At 37.4% G+C, this 24,016-nt stretch carries 17 protein-coding genes; 15 read left to right on the forward strand and 2 right to left on the reverse strand.

All coding sequences use genetic code 11. The features are described from left to right. The first annotated feature begins 46 nt into the window (after positions 1-46). Both IW15_RS08575 and IW15_RS08580 read left to right on the forward strand, forming a co-directional pair. Positions 47-2,185 carry a S46 family peptidase gene (locus IW15_RS08575; RefSeq protein WP_084681387.1) on the forward strand — a complete coding sequence of 713 codons (2,139 nt, stop codon included), beginning with the start codon at positions 47-49 and terminating at the stop codon, positions 2,183-2,185. Positions 2,186-2,601: 416 nt separating this feature from the next. Continuing rightward, complete coding sequence (locus IW15_RS08580) at positions 2,602-3,396, forward strand: MBL fold metallo-hydrolase (protein ID WP_034710607.1); 795 nt, start codon at positions 2,602-2,604, stop codon at positions 3,394-3,396. Positions 3,397-3,446: 50 nt separating this feature from the next. Here IW15_RS08580 and IW15_RS08585 read toward each other — a convergent pair whose 3' ends face one another. After that, positions 3,447-6,317, reverse strand: coding sequence for a M16 family metallopeptidase (locus tag IW15_RS08585; protein WP_051881921.1), 2,871 nt, complete (start codon positions 6,315-6,317; stop codon positions 3,447-3,449). Positions 6,318-6,791: 474 nt separating this feature from the next. On the opposite strand from IW15_RS08585, the gene IW15_RS08590 reads away from it, so the two are divergent. The 13 genes from IW15_RS08590 to IW15_RS08645 all read left to right on the forward strand — a co-directional run bounded on the left by IW15_RS08590 (position 6,792) and on the right by IW15_RS08645 (position 21,293). Continuing rightward, the gene (locus IW15_RS08590) at positions 6,792-8,117 is read left to right on the forward strand and encodes a sigma-54-dependent transcriptional regulator (protein WP_034710608.1); all 1,326 of its coding nucleotides are present in this window, start codon (positions 6,792-6,794) and stop codon (positions 8,115-8,117) included. Between the two features lie 356 nt (positions 8,118-8,473). After that, positions 8,474-8,551: a potassium-transporting ATPase subunit F gene (locus tag IW15_RS23205; RefSeq protein WP_077415921.1), complete on the forward strand. Its 78-nt coding sequence runs from the start codon at positions 8,474-8,476 to the stop codon at positions 8,549-8,551. A gap of 6 nt (positions 8,552-8,557) precedes the next feature. Further along, positions 8,558-10,252: a potassium-transporting ATPase subunit KdpA gene (kdpA, locus tag IW15_RS08595; RefSeq protein WP_034710609.1), complete on the forward strand. Its 1,695-nt coding sequence runs from the start codon at positions 8,558-8,560 to the stop codon at positions 10,250-10,252. A gap of 92 nt (positions 10,253-10,344) precedes the next feature. Further along, complete coding sequence (gene kdpB / locus IW15_RS08600) at positions 10,345-12,384, forward strand: potassium-transporting ATPase subunit KdpB (protein WP_034710610.1); 2,040 nt, start codon at positions 10,345-10,347, stop codon at positions 12,382-12,384. 10 nt (positions 12,385-12,394) lie between these two features. Then, positions 12,395-12,952, forward strand: coding sequence for a potassium-transporting ATPase subunit KdpC (gene kdpC / locus IW15_RS08605; RefSeq protein WP_034710611.1), 558 nt, complete (start codon positions 12,395-12,397; stop codon positions 12,950-12,952). A gap of 12 nt (positions 12,953-12,964) precedes the next feature. Continuing rightward, complete coding sequence (locus tag IW15_RS08610; RefSeq protein ID WP_034710612.1) at positions 12,965-14,050, forward strand: porin; 1,086 nt, start codon at positions 12,965-12,967, stop codon at positions 14,048-14,050. 413 nt (positions 14,051-14,463) lie between these two features. Next, positions 14,464-15,573 carry a histidine kinase gene (locus IW15_RS08615; protein WP_034711067.1) on the forward strand — a complete coding sequence of 370 codons (1,110 nt, stop codon included), beginning with the start codon at positions 14,464-14,466 and terminating at the stop codon, positions 15,571-15,573. A 5-nt stretch (positions 15,574-15,578) separates the two neighbouring features. Beyond that, on the forward strand, positions 15,579-17,300 hold the full coding sequence (locus IW15_RS08620; protein ID WP_034710613.1) for an ATP-binding protein: 1,722 nt from the start codon (positions 15,579-15,581) through the stop codon (positions 17,298-17,300). Positions 17,301-17,544: 244 nt separating this feature from the next. After that, positions 17,545-18,519, forward strand: a complete 975-nt coding sequence (locus tag IW15_RS08625; RefSeq protein WP_034710615.1) for a S41 family peptidase — start codon at positions 17,545-17,547, stop codon at positions 18,517-18,519. An 81-nt stretch (positions 18,520-18,600) separates the two neighbouring features. After that, positions 18,601-18,843: a hypothetical protein gene (locus tag IW15_RS08630; RefSeq protein ID WP_034710617.1), complete on the forward strand. Its 243-nt coding sequence runs from the start codon at positions 18,601-18,603 to the stop codon at positions 18,841-18,843. A gap of 47 nt (positions 18,844-18,890) precedes the next feature. Beyond that, positions 18,891-19,358 carry a hypothetical protein gene (locus tag IW15_RS08635; RefSeq protein ID WP_131368528.1) on the forward strand — a complete coding sequence of 156 codons (468 nt, stop codon included), beginning with the start codon at positions 18,891-18,893 and terminating at the stop codon, positions 19,356-19,358. Positions 19,359-19,368: 10 nt separating this feature from the next. After that, the gene (locus IW15_RS08640; RefSeq protein WP_228384330.1) at positions 19,369-20,121 is read left to right on the forward strand and encodes a DUF6597 domain-containing transcriptional factor; all 753 of its coding nucleotides are present in this window, start codon (positions 19,369-19,371) and stop codon (positions 20,119-20,121) included. Between the two features lie 23 nt (positions 20,122-20,144). Continuing rightward, entirely contained in the window at positions 20,145-21,293 is a 1,149-nt protein-coding gene (locus IW15_RS08645) for an FAD-dependent oxidoreductase (RefSeq protein WP_034710622.1), read from the forward strand. Between the two features lie 88 nt (positions 21,294-21,381). Here the strand turns inward: IW15_RS08645 and IW15_RS08650 are convergent, their stop codons facing one another. Then, complete coding sequence (locus tag IW15_RS08650; RefSeq protein ID WP_034710623.1) at positions 21,382-23,850, reverse strand: DUF7619 domain-containing protein; 2,469 nt, start codon at positions 23,848-23,850, stop codon at positions 21,382-21,384. Positions 23,851-24,016 lie beyond the last annotated feature (166 nt).

The following is a 24,016-nucleotide window of genomic DNA, read 5'->3' on the forward strand; positions in this document are numbered from 1 at the left end:
AGGACTTATGTTAATATTCTTTGTAAATTGGAGCAAAATTTTGATTATGACAAAAAAGATGCTTTTATCTGTATTTCTTTTGCCGGCTGCCATGGCATTTGCACAACAATATGGAGGAATGTGGATCCCTACAGAGCTGAATGAAAAGGAAATGAAGGACCTGGGAATGAAGATTTCTGCCAAAGACATCTATAACACTCAGAAACCAAGCATTAAAGATGCGGTTGTACAGTTTAACGGCGGTTGTACCGCAGAGATCATCTCGCCTAAAGGATTATTATTAACCAACCACCACTGTGGTTACAGCCAGATTCAGGCCCATTCAACAGTGCAGAATGACCTTTTATCGAATGGTTTTTGGGCAAAAAATCCCGAAGGAGAACTTCCTAATCCAGGAGTGAAAGTAGATTTTATTGTTGATATCAAAGAAGTTAGTAATCAGATTTTAGAAGGCACAGAAATCCTTACGGAACCTGAGCTGACTAAAAAGATCAATAAAAATATTGAGATTTATAAAAATTCTCAGAAAACAGAACCTTTCCAGTCGATTATCGTAAAGCCGATGTACTATGGAAACAAGTATTATGCATACACCATTGAAACCTACAAAGATATTCGTCTGGTAGGAGCTCCGCCACAGAGCATAGGGAAATTTGGAAGTGATACGGACAACTGGGTTTGGCCAAGACATACCGGAGATTTTTCGATGTTCAGAATTTATGCAGACAAAAACAATAAGCCTGCAGAATATTCAAAAGACAATATTCCTTTCGTTCCGAAACATTATCTTCCGGTTTCCATAAAGGATAAAACAGAAAATGATTTCACCTTTGTATTCGGATTTCCGGGGAAAACTACAGAATATCTTCCTGCCGTTGGAGTAGAAAAGATCATGACGGATATTGATCCTGCCAGAATTGCAGTACGTGAGGTAGCCCTGAAGACACTGGACGAAAAAATGCGTACTGATAGCGAAACACGCATCAAATATGCTTCAAAATATGCATCAGTAGCCAATTACTGGAAAAAATGGATTGGTGAAGTAGAAGGATTGAAGAAATCCAATGCTGTTGAGAAAAAAGTAATGTATGAAGGATCTCTGGTGGCTAAAAATCATGAAATCAAATCGACATTAGACCAATTATATAAATTGTATAATGATCAGGCACCTTATGCTTTAAATAATGCTTACTTCACTGAAGTTATTAAAAATGCAGAAACCTTAAAGCTTGCAGGTGACTATTACGATTATATAGCCTCTGTAGAAGCCGGAAGAATGGACGAAAAAGAGCTGACAACGTTAAAAACTAAACTCACGACATTCTACAAAGATTACAGTGCAGAACTGGATGCTAAGGTAACTGCAAAATTACTGGCTTTATATGCTAATAAAACGCTTCCTCAGTTTTTACCTTCAGGATTTGATAAATATAAAAATGAAACCCAGAATATTACTGTGATAGAAGACATGTCTAAAAACTCTATCATTTCGGGAAGAACCAATGTAAACGGAACTTCTCTGACCGCGGATATCGATAAAGCATTCTCTAATCAGGATAAATTAATAAAAACCTTAAAGAAAGATCCTGTTTATCAGCTGTATGTTTCCATGAAAGAAACGTATATGAAGATTGCTGATCCGCAGTTTACCGCTCTTCAGACGAAGATAGATGCTTTGCAGAAGAAATTTATGGCACAGCAGATGGAAACAGATAAAGACCGTAAATTCTTCCCGGATGCCAATTCCACTCTTCGTGTAACCTATGGAAAAGTAAAAGGTTCTACCCCTAGAGATGCAGTTTCATACGGGTATCAAACCCATTTAGCCGGAGTTATTGAAAAATATGTTCCGGGAGATTATGAATTTGATGTTCCTAAAAAACTGATCGATCTTTACAACAAGAAAGATTATGGAATCTATAAAGACAAAACAGGTGATGTTCCGGTAGGATTTACCGCTACCAACCATACAACAGGTGGAAACTCCGGAAGCCCGGCGCTGGATGCCAACGGAAATTTGGTAGGACTGAACTTCGACAGACAGTGGGAGGGAACGATGAGTGATATCAATTACGATCCGCGTTTCAGCCGAAATATTATGGTGGATACCAAATATATCCTTTTCATCATTGATAAATTTGCCGATTCAAAATGGCTGATCGATGAGATGAAAATTATAAAGTAATTAGGGCTATTATATACAATTTTACATGTAATGTCATTCCGACGAAGGAGGAATCTCTTTTATAGATTAGATTCTTCATTTCACTTCGTTACATTCAGAATGACAGCAAAATAAGTAGGCAATAGAGCCTGTAAAATTATATATTCTTACCTTAATTTTAAATCATATCTTTTAGAATCTATTTACATTGTTCTCCGGTTCCATGTAAATAGATTCTTTTTTATTTCTTAAAGTCTGTACTTCAATGTCTGTGTTTACAGATAGATTATCCAGAATGTTTCAGCTGTATTTCCACAATAAATAAGTTTAGACATTGAAAACAGAGAAAATTTTCATGGCGTTGTATATAGATGGTTTCTATTGAAAAAATAATTTATAGGTGTATTTATCTATGTAATTTTAGATAAAACATTTTTATGAAAAGCAACACTCTTAAAATGTGTGCAGAATGCGGTACACAGTATCCTGAAAATTACACTGAAAATAGTTGTATCATCTGTGAAGATGAAAGACAGTCTGTTCCTCAGAGCGGACAATCTTGGACTACCCATGAAAAACTTCTGGAAAAGCACAGTGTAAAAATCAATAAAATAAATGATAATCTCTATGAATTTACGGTAAATCCCAGGTTTTCTATAGGACAGCGGGCACTGTTTATCATTTCTGAAAACGGGAATATAATGTGGGACTGTATTCCCTTACTTGATGAAGGAGTAATCGAGTTTATTAAATCAAAAGGCGGATTAAAGAGCATTGCAATTTCACATCCACATTACTATTCGATCATGAAAATGTGGGCAGAAACCTTCAGCTGCAACATTTTAATCCACGAAAAAGATCAGAAATGGGTAATGAACGGTGGAAATTCCGTAGAATACTGGACTGATGATACAAAGGAACTTTGGGACAGCTTACGGCTTCACAACATAGGCGGACATTTTGATGGCAGCAGTATCATTGAAATTCCATGGATGAGTGAAAAAGGGACATTACTCATCGGTGATACCATGTATCTGTCTCCTTCTTTAAAACATTTTGCGGTGATGAGAAGTTATCCCAACAGGATTCCGCTTCCGCTGAATGAAATTAGAAGAATTCAGGGGCGTTTTGAGGACATACCTTTTGATACGATTTATGGCTTTTATTCCTATCAGAATATAGAAAAAAACGCAAAAGAAATCCTGAAAGATTCTTTCTCCAGATATCAATAAAAAATTCGAGAAACAGTTCTCGAATTTTTATTTTATAAATGATTTATCAGTTAATGTCCGAAAATATCTTTCAGACTTACTTCTGTAAAAGGTCCCATTTTTCGTACAGCATCCATATCAAGGTTTTCTTTTTTTCCGATAATGGCCGTATTAAAATGTACAGGCTTGATTTCTGTCTGGTAAAACTGTTTGATATCTTCAAAATTCAGACTTTGGATCTGCTCATAGATGTCTTTCCTGAAATCATGATAAATACCCAGCTTTTTCAGTCTTAATGTATTGAAAAATATATTGGTTCTGGTAATTCTGGCTGACGCGATCTGTTTCAGGGCTGCATATTTGGCATTCTCAAACTGGATAGGTACTTCCGGCATCTCATTCATCAGTTCCGTCATGGTATCGACGGCAATCTGAAGCTTATCAGGCTGGGTTCCAATATACGTCGTTACATAATCCGGGTGTCCCGATTCTGAATTGGCCGCATAAGAAACATAGGCAGAATAGGCAAGACTCTTACTTTCACGAATTTCCTGAAAGACGATAGACGACAGTCCTCTTCCGAAATATTCATTAAAAACATTTACTTTTCCAAAGTTCCGGGGATTTACTTCATTCCCTTTCCCGATTTTGCTCATTTCCACCTGGACCATGTCGTAGTCTGTAAAATATACATTTCCTGTAGTCTCCGGCTCTGGATATTTTTTCGGTTCAGGGATTTCAAGACTTTCAGTTTCCACATATTTACTGATATATCCTTTGAAATCTTCAAAATTTCTTCCATAGAAAAACAGTTGGTAAGGATATTTTAACAGGGTTTTCATTCGGTCTGTGAAAACTTCTACACGGCTGCTGGTAAGTTCTTCCGTAGAAATAACATCAGTGAAACGCGAAAATTTGCCCAATTTCGTATAGTTGGTCAAGGCGGTCATGATGCGGTTTTTGTCTTTTTTCACCGCTTCCCGGTTTTCCAGAATGGTTTCTACAAACTGATTGTAGATTTCCTGATCAGGCATCACATTGTACATCCAGTGCTGAAGCAGCTCGATTCCCTTTTCAAGATTTTCCTCCAATCCGCTTAATGAGATCAAAAGTTGATTGTTCGTTGTTTTGAAATCATTGCTTACCCCAATTTTAAAGAATTCTTGCTTCAAATCCTCAGGAGAAAACTTCTCCGTTCCCAGATACTGCAGAACCTGTGTTGAAAGTCCCAATTCCCTGTCATGATCACTTCCAAAAGGAAAAATGAAATAAACCTGTGCAAGATTGTTGTATCTGTTTTTAACGAAACTCAGCTGCTTATCTTTAACAATGTCTTTCGTTATTTCTTTGTCATAATCGATGAATTCCGGGATGATGATCTCTTCTGTTTTTTCAGACAGGACTTCCTGTAAAAACTCAGACTGCGCATCACGGTTGATTTTAATAGGAGTGATGCCCGGATTTTCTACCCTTAATAATTTATCATTAATCCCTTTTTCCTTATAAACAATTACATAATTATTCTTGAAAAAAGTATTTGCAAAATTGATGATATCTTCTTTGGTAAAAGTGGCATATTCATCCATTTCATTCAATTCCTCTTCCCAGCTTCTTCCTTTGATATACGTATCATAAAGGTTGGTGGCCAGGCCTTCCGCTGTTTCAAGAGCTTTCATTCTCTGAAGTTTGAAATCATTGATAATAGCAGGGAGCATCCAGTCCGGAAAATCTCCTTTTTTTACCAGTTTGATCTGTTCCAGAACCATTTCTTTCGCTTCATCCATGGTCTGGGCTTCTTTGGGAACGGCCACAATTGAAAAGTATCCGTATTCTTTTAATCCTACAGAAAAAGCCTGCGCCCAAAGCATTTTTTGAGTCTGGTTAATATGAAGATCCAATAATCCGGCTTCCCCTCTGTTGCTTAAAATATTGGCGGTAATATCGGCTAGTATTGCTTCTTTTGATCCGTAGCTCTCCGTTCGCCATGCCAGCTGAACCCTTGGAGTTGTTGGGCTGTGTACTGTTCTTGCAACGATTTCCGTAATAGGGCTTTCAATAATTGGTGTTTTCTTCGGAATTTCTTTATAAGGCAGGTTTCCGAAATACTGGTCAATAAGCTGTATAGACTCCTCAAAATCCAGATCTCCCACCAATACCATTGCATAATTATTGGGAACATAATATTCGTCAAAATATTTATGAATAGCCTTCATCGAAGGGTTTTTAAGATGCTCAGGCTTTCCAAGTGTAGTCTGCTGCCCGTTAGGATGGGTTGGAAAAAGAGCATCCATCAATTCATAGCTTACCAGTCTGGCATCATTATCCTGCGCTCTGTTGAATTCCTCATACACAGACTCCAGTTCCGTATGAAACAGACGTAATACAATCTCTGAAAATCTTTCTTTCTCCACTTTCAGCCATTTTTCAAGCTCATTGTTGGGGATATTGTTTTTGTAAACCGTTTCATCAAACCACGTATGGGCATTGGTTCCGGTGGCGCCTAAAGAAGAAATCACCTTATCATATTCATTGGCAATCGCATATTGACTTGCTTCCTGAGAAATCTCGTCTATTTTGTTGTAGATCTCTTTCTTTTTTTCAGGATCCTGTTCTTCTTTATGCTGCTCATAGAGTGCTTCAATCTGTTCGATCAGCACTTTTTCTTTCTCCCAGTTTTGGGTTCCCATTCTGGAAGTACCTTTAAACATCATGTGTTCAAGATAATGAGCTAAACCCGTGTTGTCAGCCGGATCATTATTGCTTCCAGTCTTTACAGGAATGTAGGTCTGTATCCTTGGGGCATCAAAATTTTGGGCAAGAAAAACCTTCAGACTGTTTTTTAACGTGTAAATTCTTACATTATTTTCGTCGTGGATGATGGTAAGGTATTCGTAGTTGTTTTTATCAGTATGTATTGTCTCCTTATATTTTTTGTCAATCATATATAAACTCATTTCATTCTTTACAATCCAGAATGCCATACAAATGTAAGGAATCAAAAAAGAATGTTTTATGATTTTCTTACTATTCAATCTATAGTAATGATTTGAAAAAGTGAATACATATTCAAAGGCATTTCTGATGTCCGAAGAACCATGACAGATTCGCAAATATTTTAGAATTTTCAGTGAACAGGATTTCTTTATAATTTCAGGACCACAGATTTCTCAGATTTGCACAGATGATTATGGTAAAGGACTGTATGCAATGCTCATTAAGCATATTTTGTTCCCACGATGAATAAATCTTTGATTTTTTAAATTATATGAACTTAACTTATATGTAATCATTTAAACTTAAAAAACATGAATACCTTTTGCTTCAAGTTAAAAGGACATAAAAAATAAAGGAATAATCATTTTGTTGCAGGCGTAAAATGATATAAGTTTGCATCAGGTTTTCCAAAAAAATATACCATGTCCGGAAACATTCTGATCATCGATGATGAGATCAAGCTCCTGAAACTATTAGGAATGATTCTTTCCCAAGAAAATTTTAACGTAAAAGAAGCTTCTACAGCCCGCTCAGCTATGACGATGCTGGAGCAGTATGACTTTGATGTTGTGTTAAGCGATGTCCGTCTTCCCGATGCTTTTGGAGTTGATCTGGTGAAGTCTATCAAAACCAAATATCCTTTACAGGAAATTATACTGATGACGGCTTTCGGGAATATTACCGATGCTGTCCAGGCCATGAAAAATGGCGCTTATGATTATCTGGTCAAAGGTGATGATAACGAGAAGATCATTCCTCTCGTATACAAAGCGCTGGAAAAAGCAAAAGATAACAAATCGAAGTATATTCAAAAAGGCAGTACTCAGAAAGGTTTCAATCAGATTATTGGAAACTCTCCAGCCATTCTTCAGGCTAAAAAACTGGCCGAAAAAGTAGCATTGACAGATGCTACAGTTCTTCTGACAGGTGAAACAGGAACCGGAAAGGAAGTGTTTGCCAATGCGCTCCATGAAGGAAGTGAAAGACGGAAACATCATTTCGTTGCCATCAACTGTTCCGCATTCAGCAAGGAAATTCTGGAAAGCGAACTTTTCGGACATAAGCAGGGATCTTTTACAGGAGCTGTGAAGGATAAAAAAGGATTGATAGAAGAAGCCGATGGCGGAACCTTATTTTTAGATGAAATCGGAGAAATGCCGATCGAGCTGCAGGCAAAACTTCTCCGTGTGTTAGAGACCAAAGAATTCATGAAAATGGGGGAGACGAAGGTTTCAAAATCCGATTTCAGATTGATTGCTGCTACCAACAGAAACCTGGAAGAAGAAATCCAGCAGGGGCATTTCAGGGAAGATCTTTACTTCAGACTCAATGTTTTTGAGATCAATCTTCCGCCGCTTAGAGAAAGAAAAGAAGATCTGAAAATACTTGCTAAAAACTTTATTGATATTTTTTCTCAAAAATTGCATTTAACCTCTGTTGAGGTAAGTACGGAATATTATAAAATATTAGAAAAAAACAACTGGAAAGGTAACATCCGGGAGTTGAGAAATACCATAGAAAGAAGCCTCATTTTAATGGATAACAATACATTAGATGCTAAAAGCCTTCCTGTATATTCTGAGAAAATAACGGCTGAAAAAGACTCTTTAAGCATCAAATCTCTGGAAAAGGAGCATATTCAAGAAGTATTGCAATACACGAAGGGCAACAAAGCAGAAGCTGCAAGACTGCTGGAGATCGGCATTGCCACGCTGTACCGCAAACTGGAAGAATATGAACTAAGATAAAATACATCTTATCATTTTAATAACGAGCCTATCATTTTGATAGGCTTTTGTATTTTTATACTTGTTGTGATAATTGTGTAATTTATTCATTAACAGTATGTTGTTTCTATCTTTAATGAAGTGGACTTTCTTTTGGCATATAGAGTTTAAATAAAATATTTTAAAATGACAACTTCAAGAAATGCATTCAAAAAACGGAAGCATGCAGGATTCAGCCTGCTGATCGTATCGTATGTCCTGTTCACTCTATTAACCTTAATTATAAAGATATGATGCTTATATGTTTAATCCTGCTTGTAGCAGTGATGTTTTGGCTTTTATATAAATCTGTTGAATTTTTTGATACAATATAAATTATGTGGAGTTTATTTTTCCTTTCCATCCTTGCCTTTGTGTATATCTGTTATGTTTTAATAAAACCTGAAAAATTTTAAACCCTCATGAATACAGAAATTTTAGGCATCATAGCGATGTTCGTCATCACATTAGTAATTGGTTTATTTTTAGGTAAATATATCGCTAATGTGTACGGGTATAAAAAGACCTTCTTAGATTCGGTTTTTCAGCCTGTTGAAAATATTATTTACAAAATTTCAGGAATCAATCCCAACCGTCAGATGACCTGGAAGCAGAATATGTCTGCGATGCTGACGATCAATCTGGTCTGGTTTGTTATCGGATTTTTTATCCTGTTAAATCAGTCCTGGCTTCCTTTAAATCCTGATGGAAACCTTGATATGTCACCTGACCTTGCTTTTAATACCGCCATATCATTTTTAGTCAACTGTAATTTGCAGCACTATTCCGGTGAGACAGGAGTAAGTTATTTAAGCCAGCTCTACTTAATGTTTCTGCAGTTTGTAACCGCAGCAACGGGAATGGCTGCTATGGCTGTGCTTTTCAAAGCATTTAAAGATAAAACAACCACCGAACTGGGGAATTTTTATGACTTTTTCACTAAATCTATGATCAGAATCCTGGTTCCGATCAGTATTGTGGTGGCTTTTATCCTTTCTGCGAATGGTACTCCCATGACTTTTGAAGGAAAAGATCACATCACGACACTGGAAGGCCATAAATCTGATGTTTCCAGAGGTCCTGTTGCCGCATTCGTAGCAATCAAACATTTAGGAACCAACGGTGGTGGATTTTTTGGAGCCAACTCTGCCCATCCGCTTGAAAATCCAAACTATATGACCAATATGACCGAGATGGTCACCCAAATGATCATTCCGTTTGCGATGGTTTTTGCGTTAGGATTTTACCTGAAAAAAAGAAAACTTTCCTGGACCATATTTGTCGTTATGACGATTGGTTTCCTTGCCCTTGCAGTTCCCAATATCATAAATGAATCCAATGGAAACCCTTTGATTACACAGATGGGAGCAGACAGCCATCTGGGTGCCATGGAAGGTAAAGAAATCCGGTTTGGAAGTGCTGCTTCAGGATATTGGAGTATTGCCACCACTGTCATCTCTACAGGATCAGTCAACGCGATGCATGATAGCACAATGCCTCTTTCTGGGATGAACCAGCTTCTTGCGATGATGATCAACTGCTTTTACGGCGGCTGCGGAGTGGGAATCCTGAATTACTTCATCTTCATCATTCTGGCAGTTTTTATTAGCGGATTGATGGTAGGAAGGACACCGGAGTTTTTAGGCAAAAAGATCGAAGCCAAAGAGATGAAAATAGCCATGATTGTTGCTTTATTCCATCCTTTTTTAATTCTGGTAGGAACAGCTTTAACCGCTTATATGCCTGAATTGGGAGCTAAAACCCTAAACAACCCGGGATTCCACGGATTCAGTGAAATGCTGTATGAATTTACATCTTCTTCAGCCAACAACGGTTCCGGTTTCGAAGGATTGGGTGACAATACCCCGTGGTGGAATATCTCTACAGGAATTGTTCTTTTATTGTCAAGATTCATCCCGATTATCGGTCCTGTTGCTATTGCAGGTTTACTGGCCCAGAAAAAATATATTCCGGAGAGTTCAGGAACGCTGAAAACGGATACGGCAACTTTTGGATTTATGACGCTGGCCGTTATTCTCCTTATTGCTGCCCTCTCTTTCTTCCCGGCGCTTACATTAGGTCCGATTGCAGAACAGCTTCAATATTTTTCTAAATAACTCATAAAAATTGCTTAAACCATTAAAAAGAAAAGTGCTATTCACGATCCCTTTTTACGTTTAAAAAATTAAAAATTAAACTCATTCAAAAAATGAAAAATCAGTCACAGACATTATTTCAAAGAGATTTGGTCAACGAAGCTGTCAAACAGTCTTTTGTAAAGCTGAATCCGAAAATTATGTTTAAAAATCCCGTCATGTTTCTGGTAGAAGTAGGAACTGTGGTGATGTTAATAGTAAGTCTTTTCAGTCTGTCCGGCGATACGTCGCAGGGAAGCTTTGCCTATAACTTTTTAGTATTTATCATTTTATTTTTCACCGTTTTGTTTGCCAATTTTGCAGAAGCTATTGCAGAAGCAAGAGGAAAAGCGCAGGCAGATACCCTGAGAAAAACCCGTGAAGAAACTCCTGCCAAATTAGTGGTGGATAATAAACCCGGATTTCAGGTAGAAACCACATTAAAGATGTCTGCCGAAATGAAACTGGGTGATATCTTCCTTTGTGAAACCGGAGATCAGATCCCGATGGACGGAGAAATCATCGAAGGACTGGCAACCATTGATGAGTCTGCCATTACCGGAGAAAGTGCTCCTGTCATCAGAGAGTCTGGTGGGGATAAAAGTTCTGTAACCGGCGGTACCAAAGTGCTTTCCGACAGAATAAAAGTAAAAGTAACCACAAAACCCGGAGAATCTTTTCTGGATAAAATGATCGCCCTTGTAGAAGGAGCTTCAAGACAGAAAACACCGAATGAGATTGCTTTAACGATCCTGTTGGCAGGATTTACCCTTACGTTTGTGATCGTTACTGTTACCTTAAAACCTTTTGCAGATTATGCGCAGACCCCCATCACTATTGCGTCGTTTATATCACTTTTCGTTTGTTTGATCCCGACAACGATTGGAGGTTTGCTGTCTGCAATCGGAATTGCGGGAATGGACAGAGCATTGAGAGCCAATGTCATCACCAAAAGCGGGAAAGCCGTTGAAACTGCCGGAGATATTGATGTATTGCTTTTGGATAAAACCGGAACAATTACCATCGGAAACCGTAAAGCAACACAGTTTCACCCTTCGGAAAATATCAAAATGGATGATTTCATTAGAGCTTCTGCCCTAAGTTCAGTAGCCGATGAAACTCCGGAAGGAAAATCCATTATAGAACTCAGCCAGCTTAAATCAGAAGATCTGCTTGTTCCCAATCCTGCATACATTGATTTTTCAGCTGAAACCAGAACCTCAGGAATCGATTTTGAAGACACAAGGATAAGAAAAGGAGCTTATGACACCATTAAAAAATTAACTGAGAAAGCCGGAAATACTTTCCCGCAGGAAACTCAGGAGGCTGTGACCCAGATATCCCAAAATGGAGGAACCCCGTTAGTGGTTTCTGTGAATGAAAAAGTATGGGGCGTTATTGAACTTCAGGATATTATAAAAACCGGAATTCAGGAGCGTTTCCAAAGGTTGAGAAAAATGGGTGTTAAAACCGTAATGGTAACAGGTGACAACCCTCTAACCGCCAAATTTATCGCTGAAAAAGCAGGAGTAGATGATTTTATTGCGGAAGCCAAACCCGAAGATAAAATGAATTACATCAAGAAAGAGCAGCAGGAAGGAAAACTTGTGGCGATGATGGGTGATGGTACGAATGATGCTCCGGCTCTTGCACAGGCCGATGTAGGGGTAGCGATGAACAGCGGAACACAGGCTGCTAAAGAAGCAGGAAACATGGTGGATCTGGATAATGATCCTACGAAGCTTATTGAAATCGTTGAGATTGGAAAACAATTGCTGATGACCCGAGGAACGCTTACTACATTCAGTATTGCGAATGACGTTGCCAAATATTTTGCCATTATTCCCGCACTGTTCATCACGTTTGTTCCCGCGCTTCAGAAACTGAATATCATGAATCTCCATAGTCCGGAATCGGCCATTTTATCAGCTATTATTTTTAATGCGATTATTATTCCTTTCCTGATTCCGCTGGCGCTAAAAGGGGTTGCTTACAAACCGATTGGTGCAAGTGCACTGTTGAGAAGAAACCTGTTGATCTATGGTTTAGGAGGAGTTATTGTTCCTTTCATTGGAATAAAACTCATCGATTTATTCATCAGTTTATTCTTTTAAAATTAAAAAAATGAAAAATTATATTGTATCAGCATTCAGGCTGACCCTTGTTATGCTGGCTGTTGTAGGTGTTTATCTGTTCGTTGTGTATGCCGGATCAAAAGTATTACCAACCCAGGGAAATGCTGAAATCATTACCCATAACGGGCAAAAATTTTATGCCAATATCGGCCAGGATTTTAAATCTCCAAAATATTTCCACGGCAGACCATCTAACGTGGATTATAATGCCGCAGGAAGCGGAGGAAGCAACAAAGGACCCAGCAATAAAGAATACCTGGACCTCGTACAAAAGAGAATAGATACCTTAAAAATGCAGCATCCGGAAATGAGCGGTACTGAAGTTCCCGTAGAATTGGTTACCGCAAGCGGAAGCGGATTAGATCCGGATATTTCTGAGGCAGGCGCTTTGTACCAGGCAAAAAGAATTGCGAAAGAGAGAAGCCTTTCAGAAGAAAAAGTAGAACAGCTTATTGCATCCCATACTTCAAAACCTCTTATAGAACTTTTTGGTCCTGCCAAAGTGAATGTACTGCAATTGAACATAGCGCTGGACCAGTTAAAATAACCGAAATTTATTATGAAAAAATACATCATTGTTGGGATCATGTTGGGGATTTTTCTTCCAAAAGCTCAGTCTTCAGATTCATTAAAAACAAATCATAAATTTACTTTTTCTGCGTATGCAGAGCTTTTTTACACCTATGATTTTGATGAGCCGGGTAATCATCTCCGTCAAAATTTTTTATACTCTTATAACAGACATAATGAAGTGAATCTAAACCTTGGCTTGGTAAAAGCAGCCTACCAAGATGAAAACCTCCGGGCGAATTTTGCGCTGATGGCCGGTGCGTATGCCCAGGATAATATGGCTGCAGAACAAAATGGATTACAATATGTAAATGAGGCGAATATAGGAATTAAGATCTCCAAAACTAAAAATCTATGGATCGATGCAGGGATAATGCCTTCCCATATCGGTTGGGAAAGTGCTATCGGAAAAGATAATTACAACCTTACCAGAAGTTTGGCGGCCGAAAATTCCCCGTATTTTGAAACGGGAGCAAAGATTTCCTACACTTCAGATAATGGAAAATGGTTTCTGAGTGCACTCCTCCTAAACGGATGGCAGCGGATTGCCAAAACAGAAGGGAATCAAAGTATGTCTTTCGGACACCAGCTAACCTATAAACCGAATGATAAGATTACCCTGAACAGCAGTTCTTTTATAGGGAATGACAAAACAAAAGAAGAAAAAAGAATGCGGTATTTCCATGATTTATATGGGACTTTTCAACTGACGGATCGATTTTCCACCATTGTAGGTTTGGATATCGGAGCAGAACAGAAATTAAAAGGCAGCGACCAGTATAATATCTGGTACAGCCCGAATGTTTTGATGAAATATCAATTAGACAGCCGATGGGCTCTAGCAGGAAGACTGGAATATTACGATGATAAAAACGGAGTGATCATCAGTACAAAAACACCGAATGGGTTTCAGACTTTTGGATATTCTTTCAATGTTGATTATGCCGTAATGAAAAATGTGGTATTCCGTACAGAGGCGAGAGGATTTACTTCTAAGGATGCCATTTTCGTGAAAAATGATCAGATGAAGCAGGGAAACTTTTTTATCACGACCAGCCTTGCTGCGTGGTTTTAGAATATCATGTAAAAAGTATATTATAAACCACAAAAGGCACAAAGTTTTTAGCACATAAGTTGAATAGATCTGTGAATAGAAGTTCATTAAAGATCAAATAAGTTTAAAAAAAAATAAAAGATTCTTTATTCATTATAACAGCAGGCTAAATAAGATGTAAGCGAATATAACATAATCATCTGTGTAAATCCGAGAAATCTGTGGTTGCAGCAATGTAAACCACAAGATCACAAAGTTTTTGCTTACGTGTACCTTTGTTTTCAAACATTTAAACTTAAATAAACTAAAGTGGTTTTAAATTTTACAGACCTCTTTTGTGACTTTTGTGGTTTTAAAAAAAATAAACCTAACCTCCAAAGTTTTAAAAATCTGAAATGTTTCAGGGTAAAATACAATTAAAAAGAATAAAACCAATGTCATCAGCAAAGCATTTTTTAGAACTGATCCAGAAATCCCGGAAAGGAAAATTTAAAATCTATATCGGGATGAGTGCCGGTGTCGGAAAAACGTTCCGTATGCTTCAGGAAGCTCATGCTTTGCTGCGAAACGGCATTGATGTAAAGATCGGTTATATCGAAACCCACGGAAGGGAAGAAACAGTGGCATTGGTGGACGGAATTCCTGAGATTGCCAGAAGATCCGTTTTTTATAAAGGGAAAAACCTTGAAGAAATGGATGTTCAGAGTATTATCAATGAGCATCCGGAAGTTGTTTTGGTAGACGAGCTTGCCCACACGAATGTGGAAGGTTCAAAAAATAAAAAAAGATGGCAGGATGTGCTGGAGATTCTGGATAATGGGATCAATGTCATCAGTGCGATGAATATTCAGCATATTGAAAGTCTGAATGAAGAAGTGAAAAAAATCACCGGGATTGAAGTTACAGAACGAGTACCGGATAAAATCCTGGCTCTTGCTGATGAGGTGGTGAATATAGATTTAACAGCCGATGAGCTTCTCACCAGGCTTAAAGAGGGGAAAATTTATAAAAAAGAGAAAATCCAGACCGCATTGGCAAATTTTTTCCAGAGCGGACATATTCTGCAGCTCCGTGAGCTGGCTTTAAAAGAAGTGGCAACTCATGTTGAAAAAAAGGTAGAGACAGAGATTAAAACCGAAAATTTTAAGCCTGTAAAATTTCTGGCCTGCATCAGCAGCAATGAGAAAATAGCAAAAAATATCATCCGTAAAACCGCCCGTCTGGCAAGCTATTATAACAGTCCGTGGACGGTGCTGTACATTCAGAGGTCTTCGGAGAATCCTGAAAAAATAGCCCTTGATAAACAGCGGTATTTGATTAATAATTTTAATTTAGCACAGGAATTGGGGGCGAAGGTTGTGCGGATCAAAGAAAACAGCGTCCACAAAGGAATTCTGGACTATGTGGTTGAACATAATATAACAACGGTCTGTATTGGAAAACCCCATTCTAAGTTCTGGCAGCGCATCTCCGGGTACAGCTGGATTTATACCTTAATGAACCGGTTGAACGAAAGACAGATTGATATTATTATTTTATCTTAAAAGTGATGAAACTTAAAACAAAACTCACCTTAGGCGTAGGCCTCTTATTTTTCCTGATTGTGCTGCTTTCAGTAATCGGCTCTGTCTATATCAATAAACTGAAATCAGATACGGAGAAGATTCTTACCGCTAACTACAACAGTTTGGAGTTTTCTAAAAATATGCTGCTTGCCTTAGATAAAATAGGAACAGACAGTACGGTTGCGATAGCAGATTTTAGAAAAAATAATGCGCTGCAGGAAAAAAATCTCACCGAATTTGGTGAAAAAGAAGTTACCCAGAATTTAGACCTGCATTTTAACAGCTATATCCAGGAGCCTACACATGAAAAAGAAAAACTGATCCGCGAAGATCTCGTAAGGATCATGTCTCTGAATATGAAAGGGATTGAACGAAAAAGTGATATTGCGATCATTACTGCGGAGAATGCCACTTTTTGGATTGTAAGCTTAGGAACGGTCTGTTTTTTAATTGCTTTTATTTTGCTGTTTAATTTGCCACAGACGATTGCTGAACCAATCAACCAGTTGACATTCAGTATTAAACAGATTGCAGATAAGAATTATAATCAAAGGGTTCATTTCAAAGGCAGTGAGGAATTCAACGATCTTGCTTCTTCTTTCAATGTGATGGCAGAAAAACTCCAGGAATACGAAAGCAGCACCCTTTCTACCCAGTTGATGGATAAAAAAAGGATCGAAACATTGGTTAACAATATGCATGATGCTGTAATTGGCCTTGATGAAAATCATTTTATCTACATGATCAATGATGAAGCCTTGAAGATCACCAATCTACGGAAGGAAGAAATCATTGGGAAAACTGCTCATGAAGTGGCTGTTAATAATGATTTAATAAGAGAACTTCTCAAAAACATTGATCATCCGGTAAAAGAACCGATTAAAATTGTGAGCGATAACAAAGAGAATTATTTTGAACAGGAAATTGTTCCGATCAACATTACAAAAACGGGTGAGAAGGAAAAAAAATATATTGGAAAAGTAATCCTTTTACGAAATATCACGCCTTTTAAAGAACTGGATTTTGCAAAAACTAATTTTATTGCCACCATTTCCCATGAACTGAAAACTCCGATTTCTGCTATAAAAATGGGTGTCCAGTTATTAGGAAATCAAAAATTCGGAGCACTGAACGACCAGCAGCAAGAATTGCTGAAAAGTATTAATGAAGATGGACAGCGGTTGTTGGATATTACAGGAGAACTGCTAAATCTTTCACAGGTTGAAACAGGAAATATCCGTCTGAATATTGAAAGCTGCTCGCCCAAAAACATCGTACAGACTGCGATAAAAAATGTAGAAAAATTAGCGGAACAGAAAAATATTTCTATCCAGGCAGACTATCAATTGGAGGATAATGATCTTATTGCAGCTGATTTTGACAAAACAGTCTGGGTGATGAATAATTTCCTGAGTAATGCTGTCAAACATTCTTTTCAGGATGAAAAAATCAGGATTGTGGTTGAAAAAAAGGATTCATTTGTGAAATTCAGTATTTCAGACACAGGAAGCGGAATTGATGAAAAATACCACCGTCAGATCTTCGACCGCTATTTTCAGGTTCCCGGGGAGCACCAGAACGGAACCGGGCTTGGGCTGGCGATTTCAAAAAACTTTATTGAAAAGCAGCACGGAGAAATTGGAGTTGAGAGTTCCTTAAATCAAGGAAGTACTTTTTATTTCATACTGCCTGTATCATCGGTTTAAAAACAAAAAATTATCTTTGGGCTTTATCAATATGTCCCTAAGAATCTATGAAAGCAGTGCATTTTTATTCAAGTAAAATCTCAAATATAATAATGTTGGGTATTTCTGAAGCTTTCAGAGTACATTAATACTTGTTGTCTGACTGTAAATAATCAAAAACAAGCACTTTTCAATGGTTTTAAATTAATAAATTTAACTTTCATATATTATAGCTACTTTTAGATTCTTTAAAAACAATGATTTTATGAAAAGAATTCTAATAACCGTAGTATTCAGTTTATTTCTTTTTACAGGCAGACTTCTCTCTCAGGAAACCCCTGTTTCCTATGTTGAAAAAGCCATTCAGCTGATGGAGCAAAATTCCGTGAATAAAAAAACAATCGACTGGACGACAATACGAAAAAAATATCTGAAGCAGGCCGGCGAAAAAAAGACGGTAAGGGAAACGTATCCCATCATCAGGGATATTCTTGGGAACTTAGGAGATCATCATTCCAAACTGTACGAGCCTGAAGTTATTGTGGATTATTTGAAAAGATTTAAAGAGGTAGGAGCTCCGTTTCCGTATCCAAAAGACAGCCTGATTGATCATACAATGGCATATATAACAGTACCTGCCATCGGAAATCTTAACCAGGATGACTGGAATGAATATGTACAGACATTTTATGATAAAGTAAAAAAACTGGATCAAAGTAATCCCAAATTATGGATTATCGATCTTAGAAATAATGAAGGAGGAATGTTTTCGCCCATGTTAAAAGCAATCCGGCCTTTTTTAGATCGTGATAATACCTCTGGCTCCAGCGATAGTGCAGGAGATATAAGCTTTTTTAACAGCAAAAAAGATGGAATCTATTTCGGAAAACGGAAAATAGATGCGATCCCGGTTCCGGATATTGTGATCAAAAATAAAAACAAACCAATCTATATTTTAACGAACAAAGTAACAGCAAGTTCCGGAGAATTTGTAGTGGCAAGTTTCAGAGGACAGAAAAACGTTAAAATTGTCGGATGTAATACGACGGGATTAACGTCTGACAATTCTGATTTCAGGCTGCCGGATAACGCTTTTCTGGTACTTACTACCGGAACATTAATCGACCGTACCAAATACCTATATAAGGAAGTGGGAAAAGGAATTCCTGCGGATATTGAGATTAAAAGTGATCAGTTAAGCGATTATATCAATACAATAAAGGAACAGCAGAAGCTGTAAAAAATTATTTATAGTATTTCAGCGGTAAAATTAAGCTGATTTCCAATACAATTTTCTATATTTAGAATAAATTCACCCACGATGAAAACATCAGAATTAAAAACTGATTTATTAAACCGAATTACTCAATTGCAGGATCCCAGGATTATTGCGGAAATCCATAACTTTTTAGATGTTGAAATGCCTCAGAATCAGCACGATTCTGTTTCTCATACTTCTTATGATGACCGGGTTTTCCAGGCTGGAGAAGACTGTAAAAATGCAGTGTATCTTACGGAAGATAAAGCCAATCAGGATATTGAAGAATGGCTGAATGAAAAGTGATTTGGATTTTCCAGAGTCACCAAAATTCAAAAAGACAAACATAATTCATGATGAGGTTTAGATTATTTTTAACGGTTTTATTAAGTAGTACATCGTATATGATGTGTTTTGGGCAGCATTTTACAATTGAAGAGCTTCAGAAATTCAATACGGTTGATATGTCCACTTTTAAACAGGAAATTAAAAAGCAGGATTACACTTTCTACGACAAAACAGAAAGTAATGAATTCCTTCTGAATGAATACGACAGTCCGGATTTTCAATATAAAATCGGAAAGTTCGAATATAAAAATGATCCTTCCCAAAATATGATCCAGCTGGAGTTTAAGGATAAAAAGGAATACGACCAATATGAGGAAACCGTAAAAAAGGTAGGGTATAAACCATCCGGTACCGGTAAAATATTCGGTGGTGAGACTTATATCGATTATGTAAAACAAAAATCCAGAATCAGATTGGTTTCCCCGAAAAAAGACCTGCCTAACGAACCTTATACGATATTGGTTTTCAATTAAAATTATTATTGTGGAAGATCTTGTTTACAGGAGCGAGCAACCCAATAGATTACTTTCAGATTTCATCGAAAGCTTCTGGATGCTGGATAATCCTTCAGGTGATAAAGAAGTAGTATTGCTCCCCGACGGCAGGATAGATGTAATCTTTTCCCAGTCGGATAGAGATCCGTTTCATATTGTTTTATTAGGAATTGGCACCCATCCCGAGCAGATTATTCTTGCTGAAAAGACTAAAATTTTTGCGGTGAGTTTCAATGTACTGGCTGCAGAATATATCCTCCATGAATCGGTTTCAGATCTTGTAAATGGAGCGAAGAATCTCCCTTCTGATTTCTGGGGTTTTTCTGTTGAGGATTTTAATGATTTTGATAAATTTTGTCAAAAAGCATCAGAAAAAATTCAGGAACAGTTTCTGATTCAAAAAATGGATGAAAGAAAACGTAAGCTTTTCCAATTGATTTATTCATCAAGAGGTGCGCTCAGTGTAAAAGAATTATCTGAAAAAGTCATCTGGAGCGAAAGACAGATCAACCGTTATTTCAATAAACAGTTTGGGATTTCCTTAAAATCCTATTGTGGAATTCTCCGTTTCAGAGCCTCTTTCGGACACATTAAAGAAGGAAAATTATTTCCGGAACAGAACTTCAGCGACCAGTCCCATTTCATTAAAGAAATAAAAAAACTCTCAGGTTTTCTGCCTAAAGAACTCAATCAAAATAAAAACGACCGATTTATACAATTTTCCGTGCTGCCTAAAAAGTAATTTTGTCCCATAATTTCAACATTATGGTAATAGAACATAAAAAAATTGCAATCGTAGGAGGCGGGCCTGGAGGACTTACCCTTGCCAGATTACTGCAGATGAAAGGTGCAGATGTGAAAGTATATGAACGTGATGCCCATAAAAATGTAAGAGTTCAGGGAGCGACATTGGATCTTCATGAGGAATCCGGACTTGAAGCACTGAGAAGAGCAGGCCTGATGGAAGGATTTACCGCCAATTATCGTCCCGATGCAGGAAAGCTGAAGATTCTGGATAAAGATTTTAAAGTGTATTTGGATGAACATTCTTTGCTGAATTCCCATTCTGAAGACCGACCGGAAATTGACAGATCTCCGCTTCGGAAAATACTTTTAGAATCTTTGCAGCCGGACACTGTAGTGTGGGACAGTCATTTTATTTCCATGGAAAAGAAAGATAACGGCTGGCTCTTGCATTGTAAAAACAATAAATCTTATTATGCAGATCTCGTAATCGGAGCAGAAGGAGCGCGTTCAAAAATACGCTCTTATCTTACCGGGATACAACCTGTCTATTCCGGCGTAACGATGGTTGAGGGTAATATTGCGAATGCAGAAATCAATGCTCTGGAGATTTTTAAATGGGCTAACGGAGGTAAAATATTTGCATTGGATGAAAGTAAATCATTATTGCTCAGTATAAAAGGAGACGGAACGCTCACTTTTTATACGGGTTGTAATGTAGATGAAAACTGGGTGCGGGAATCAGGAATTGATTTTAGTAAAAAAGAACAGGTTTTTGAATGGTTTAAAAATGAATTTCATACTTGGGACAAACGGTGGAATGAATTATTTGAAAGTGAAAACGTTGTAATCATTCCACGGCCGCAATACTATTATCCGCTTGATCAGGCTTGGGAAACACAATCGGATCTTACCCTGCTTGGGGATGCTGCCCATGTAATGCCTCCGTATGCAGGAGAAGGGGTAAATATGGCCATGCAGGATGCCTTTGAGCTCGCTGAATGTTTAGCAGATCAAAAATTCAGGACCATCAAAGAAGCCCTTAAACAGTATGAAAAAAATATGCTTAAACGAGCTTCAGAAATGACAGCAGCTACACTGGATAATACCAATCTGATACATGCTGAAGGTGCAGTAGATCATCTTTTGAAAATGTTTAATGGGGAATAGAGAAATGAGATATTACTTATCTGGTTCGTAAAATAAAAAAGAGACTGTCATATTACAGGACAGTCTCTTTTACTATTGGGAAATACTATTATTTCTTTATAAATTTCTGTGCAGTTGCTTCATCTTTCGTAAATAATTTGATGATATAGTTTCCTTTTGCCAGTTCTGAAACTGATAGAGCATTGTCTTTTACTGCGGAAGTCTTTATAATCCTTCCGGTTGCATCATATATTTCAGCTCTTGTCACTGCGTCTTTTGATTTGATATACAATACTTCCTGTACAGGATTGGGATAAACACTCAGCTGATCTTTATTTGTCTTGGTTTCTGAGGTAGCCAATACCCCTCTTACTGTTGTGGTGTAAGTATTCGTGATGATTGGAGCATTATAATCAAAATAGATATTAGCCGTATTGCTGAAACTGTCACCAGGGGTTAAGATAGATTTTGTTTTGATTTTGAAAGAAATATATCCATCATTGTGGGCATCATCAAATGGCAGCTGGATATTCTCAAAAATAAATTCTACCACATTATTGTTCGTCACTCTTGTTACAAAATTATGGCTGGCATCCAGCGGTCTTAAGGTAGCCACATCAAATTTTGCAGCATCAATTACATCTTTTACCACAATATTTTGAGCATTGGCGCTTCCTGTGTTTTCAAACCTGATCAGATAATGAACATAGTCTCCGATCTGAGTCTGGCTGATGGTTGTTCCTTCCAGACATGTTTTATCATTGGGATCAAAAGAATTAACCAATGTTTGATTCAGAACAAATGTATTGTCCGCAGGTGTTTCATCGACTGCACCATTGATTTGAGTCGTATACTGCAGAATATCGCCTCCCTGCAAAGGGGGAACCTGTGTTGGGGTATTCAATGTAAAGGTTACGGTGATTTCTCTCGTTTCAAAAGGAAGGAGACTGATAAAATTCCAATCTAAAGCACCTGTAGCCTGTGAAGTTGGAGCAGTGGTTGAATTAAGATAATCCATCACATTATCATCAAAATTCAGTACAATTGTTCCAGACTGTGTTGTTGTTCCTTTGTTTTTATAAATAATTTTGTATTTGCTATTAAAGCCTGGTGCAGCCTGTGTCACCGGAATAGTTATAATTTCCAGATCATTATGCGTACCATTTGCAATAAGACAAAAATTTTGGTTCATCGGACTTGCTTGTGCTGGGAAATTGGCTGTGAATCCTGTAGGTGAAATATTGAAATAAGTTGGGTTTTCAAGAATCGGTGTGATGATATGAGAGCCTGCCTGTACAGGAATTGAATATGATCCTGAAGCGTCAGCGATGATACTTCCTGTAGTTCCAGACCCAACGATAGTGAATTTCTGAAATGCCTTACTGATGTCATTAACATCACATCCGTTGGCATTGCTGTCATATTTTGTAGTTCCCTGAACCGTATAAAAAGTCCCGCCGGGTGTGAATGAACAATAGGAATTAACTGTTACATTGTTGTAACCATAACCGGTATTACTGCTTATGATCTGGCTCATTTCAGCATCATCGCAGCATATATAATGAATATTCGGGTTGTTTGCGTAGTTGAGACTTTGAACTTTATTGTTTTTCAAGAACAAAGTCTCCAGATTATTATTCTGAAAATTGGGATAGACAAGCAGTGGATTATTGGATATATCTGCTGAAGTCAATAGGTTATCACTGATCATCAAGGTTTTCAATAAAGGAACTGCTGAAAAATTAATAGTGGTGATTTGGTTATTGATAATCCTTAAATAGTTTAATTTCGGACTCTGACTGAGATCAAGGCCAGATAAGTTATTATAACTTGCCTCAATATATTCAAGTTTCGGAGTATTTTGAAGATTAATTGAAGTAAGCTGATTGGCCGAGCATGAAAGTCTTTCAAGCTGGGTACGGTTGCTTACATTTAGGCTTGTTAATGAATTTCCGATAATACTGAACCTGTAAAGATCAGGCAGTGAACTTACATCGATACTGGTCATCTCATTGTAATCACAAGATAAATACTTTATAGTGCTACTTCCTGAATAATTAATGGTCTGTATTTTTCCGCTGCTACAGTTTAAATTATTCATTTTTGGAAGATTGGAAATATCAAGGTGAACAATATTGGCATTTCTCACACTGATGTTTTCAAGGATGGGACATCCCGTAAAATTGGCAGAAGACATGGTTACATTATTGTCGAAATTTACCAGAGCCAGTTTGGGCATTCCGCTGACATCTACGGAAGTAAGCAGCGGACAATCTGATACCGTAAGATATTTTAGATTGGGAAATGATTTCACTCCTTCAATAGACTGAATGTAATAGGTAGAAATACCGGGATTATAAATAGAGATGTCACTAATGTTAGCTGCCTCCGAAACCTGTATTTCCCCATCATTATTGGTATCAATGGTAGTCCAGGCGCCGCTGAGGTTTTGGGCAACCTCGTTGGTAGGGCTAGCGGAAAGTAATTTAGCTTTAAAATGCGCGTCAGGAATGGTTATATTCTGCGCATTTAATGCAAGATGTGCTAAGAATAGCACAAAAAAGTAAATGTTTTTCATGGTTTAGTGATATTTAGTTTTGCTAAATGTACAAAAAATAATTATTATTAAAGATATTTAATTTTAAGCTTGTATTTTGGGATTTAAGCCTTGTATTGTTGTGATATGTTTAATTAATTTTTGATTTTGTATTGAATATTAAAATTGATAATTGAATATTCAAACA

This window comes from Chryseobacterium soli, from assembly GCF_000737705.1.
Classification (GTDB): Bacteria; Bacteroidota; Bacteroidia; order Flavobacteriales; family Weeksellaceae; genus Chryseobacterium; species Chryseobacterium soli.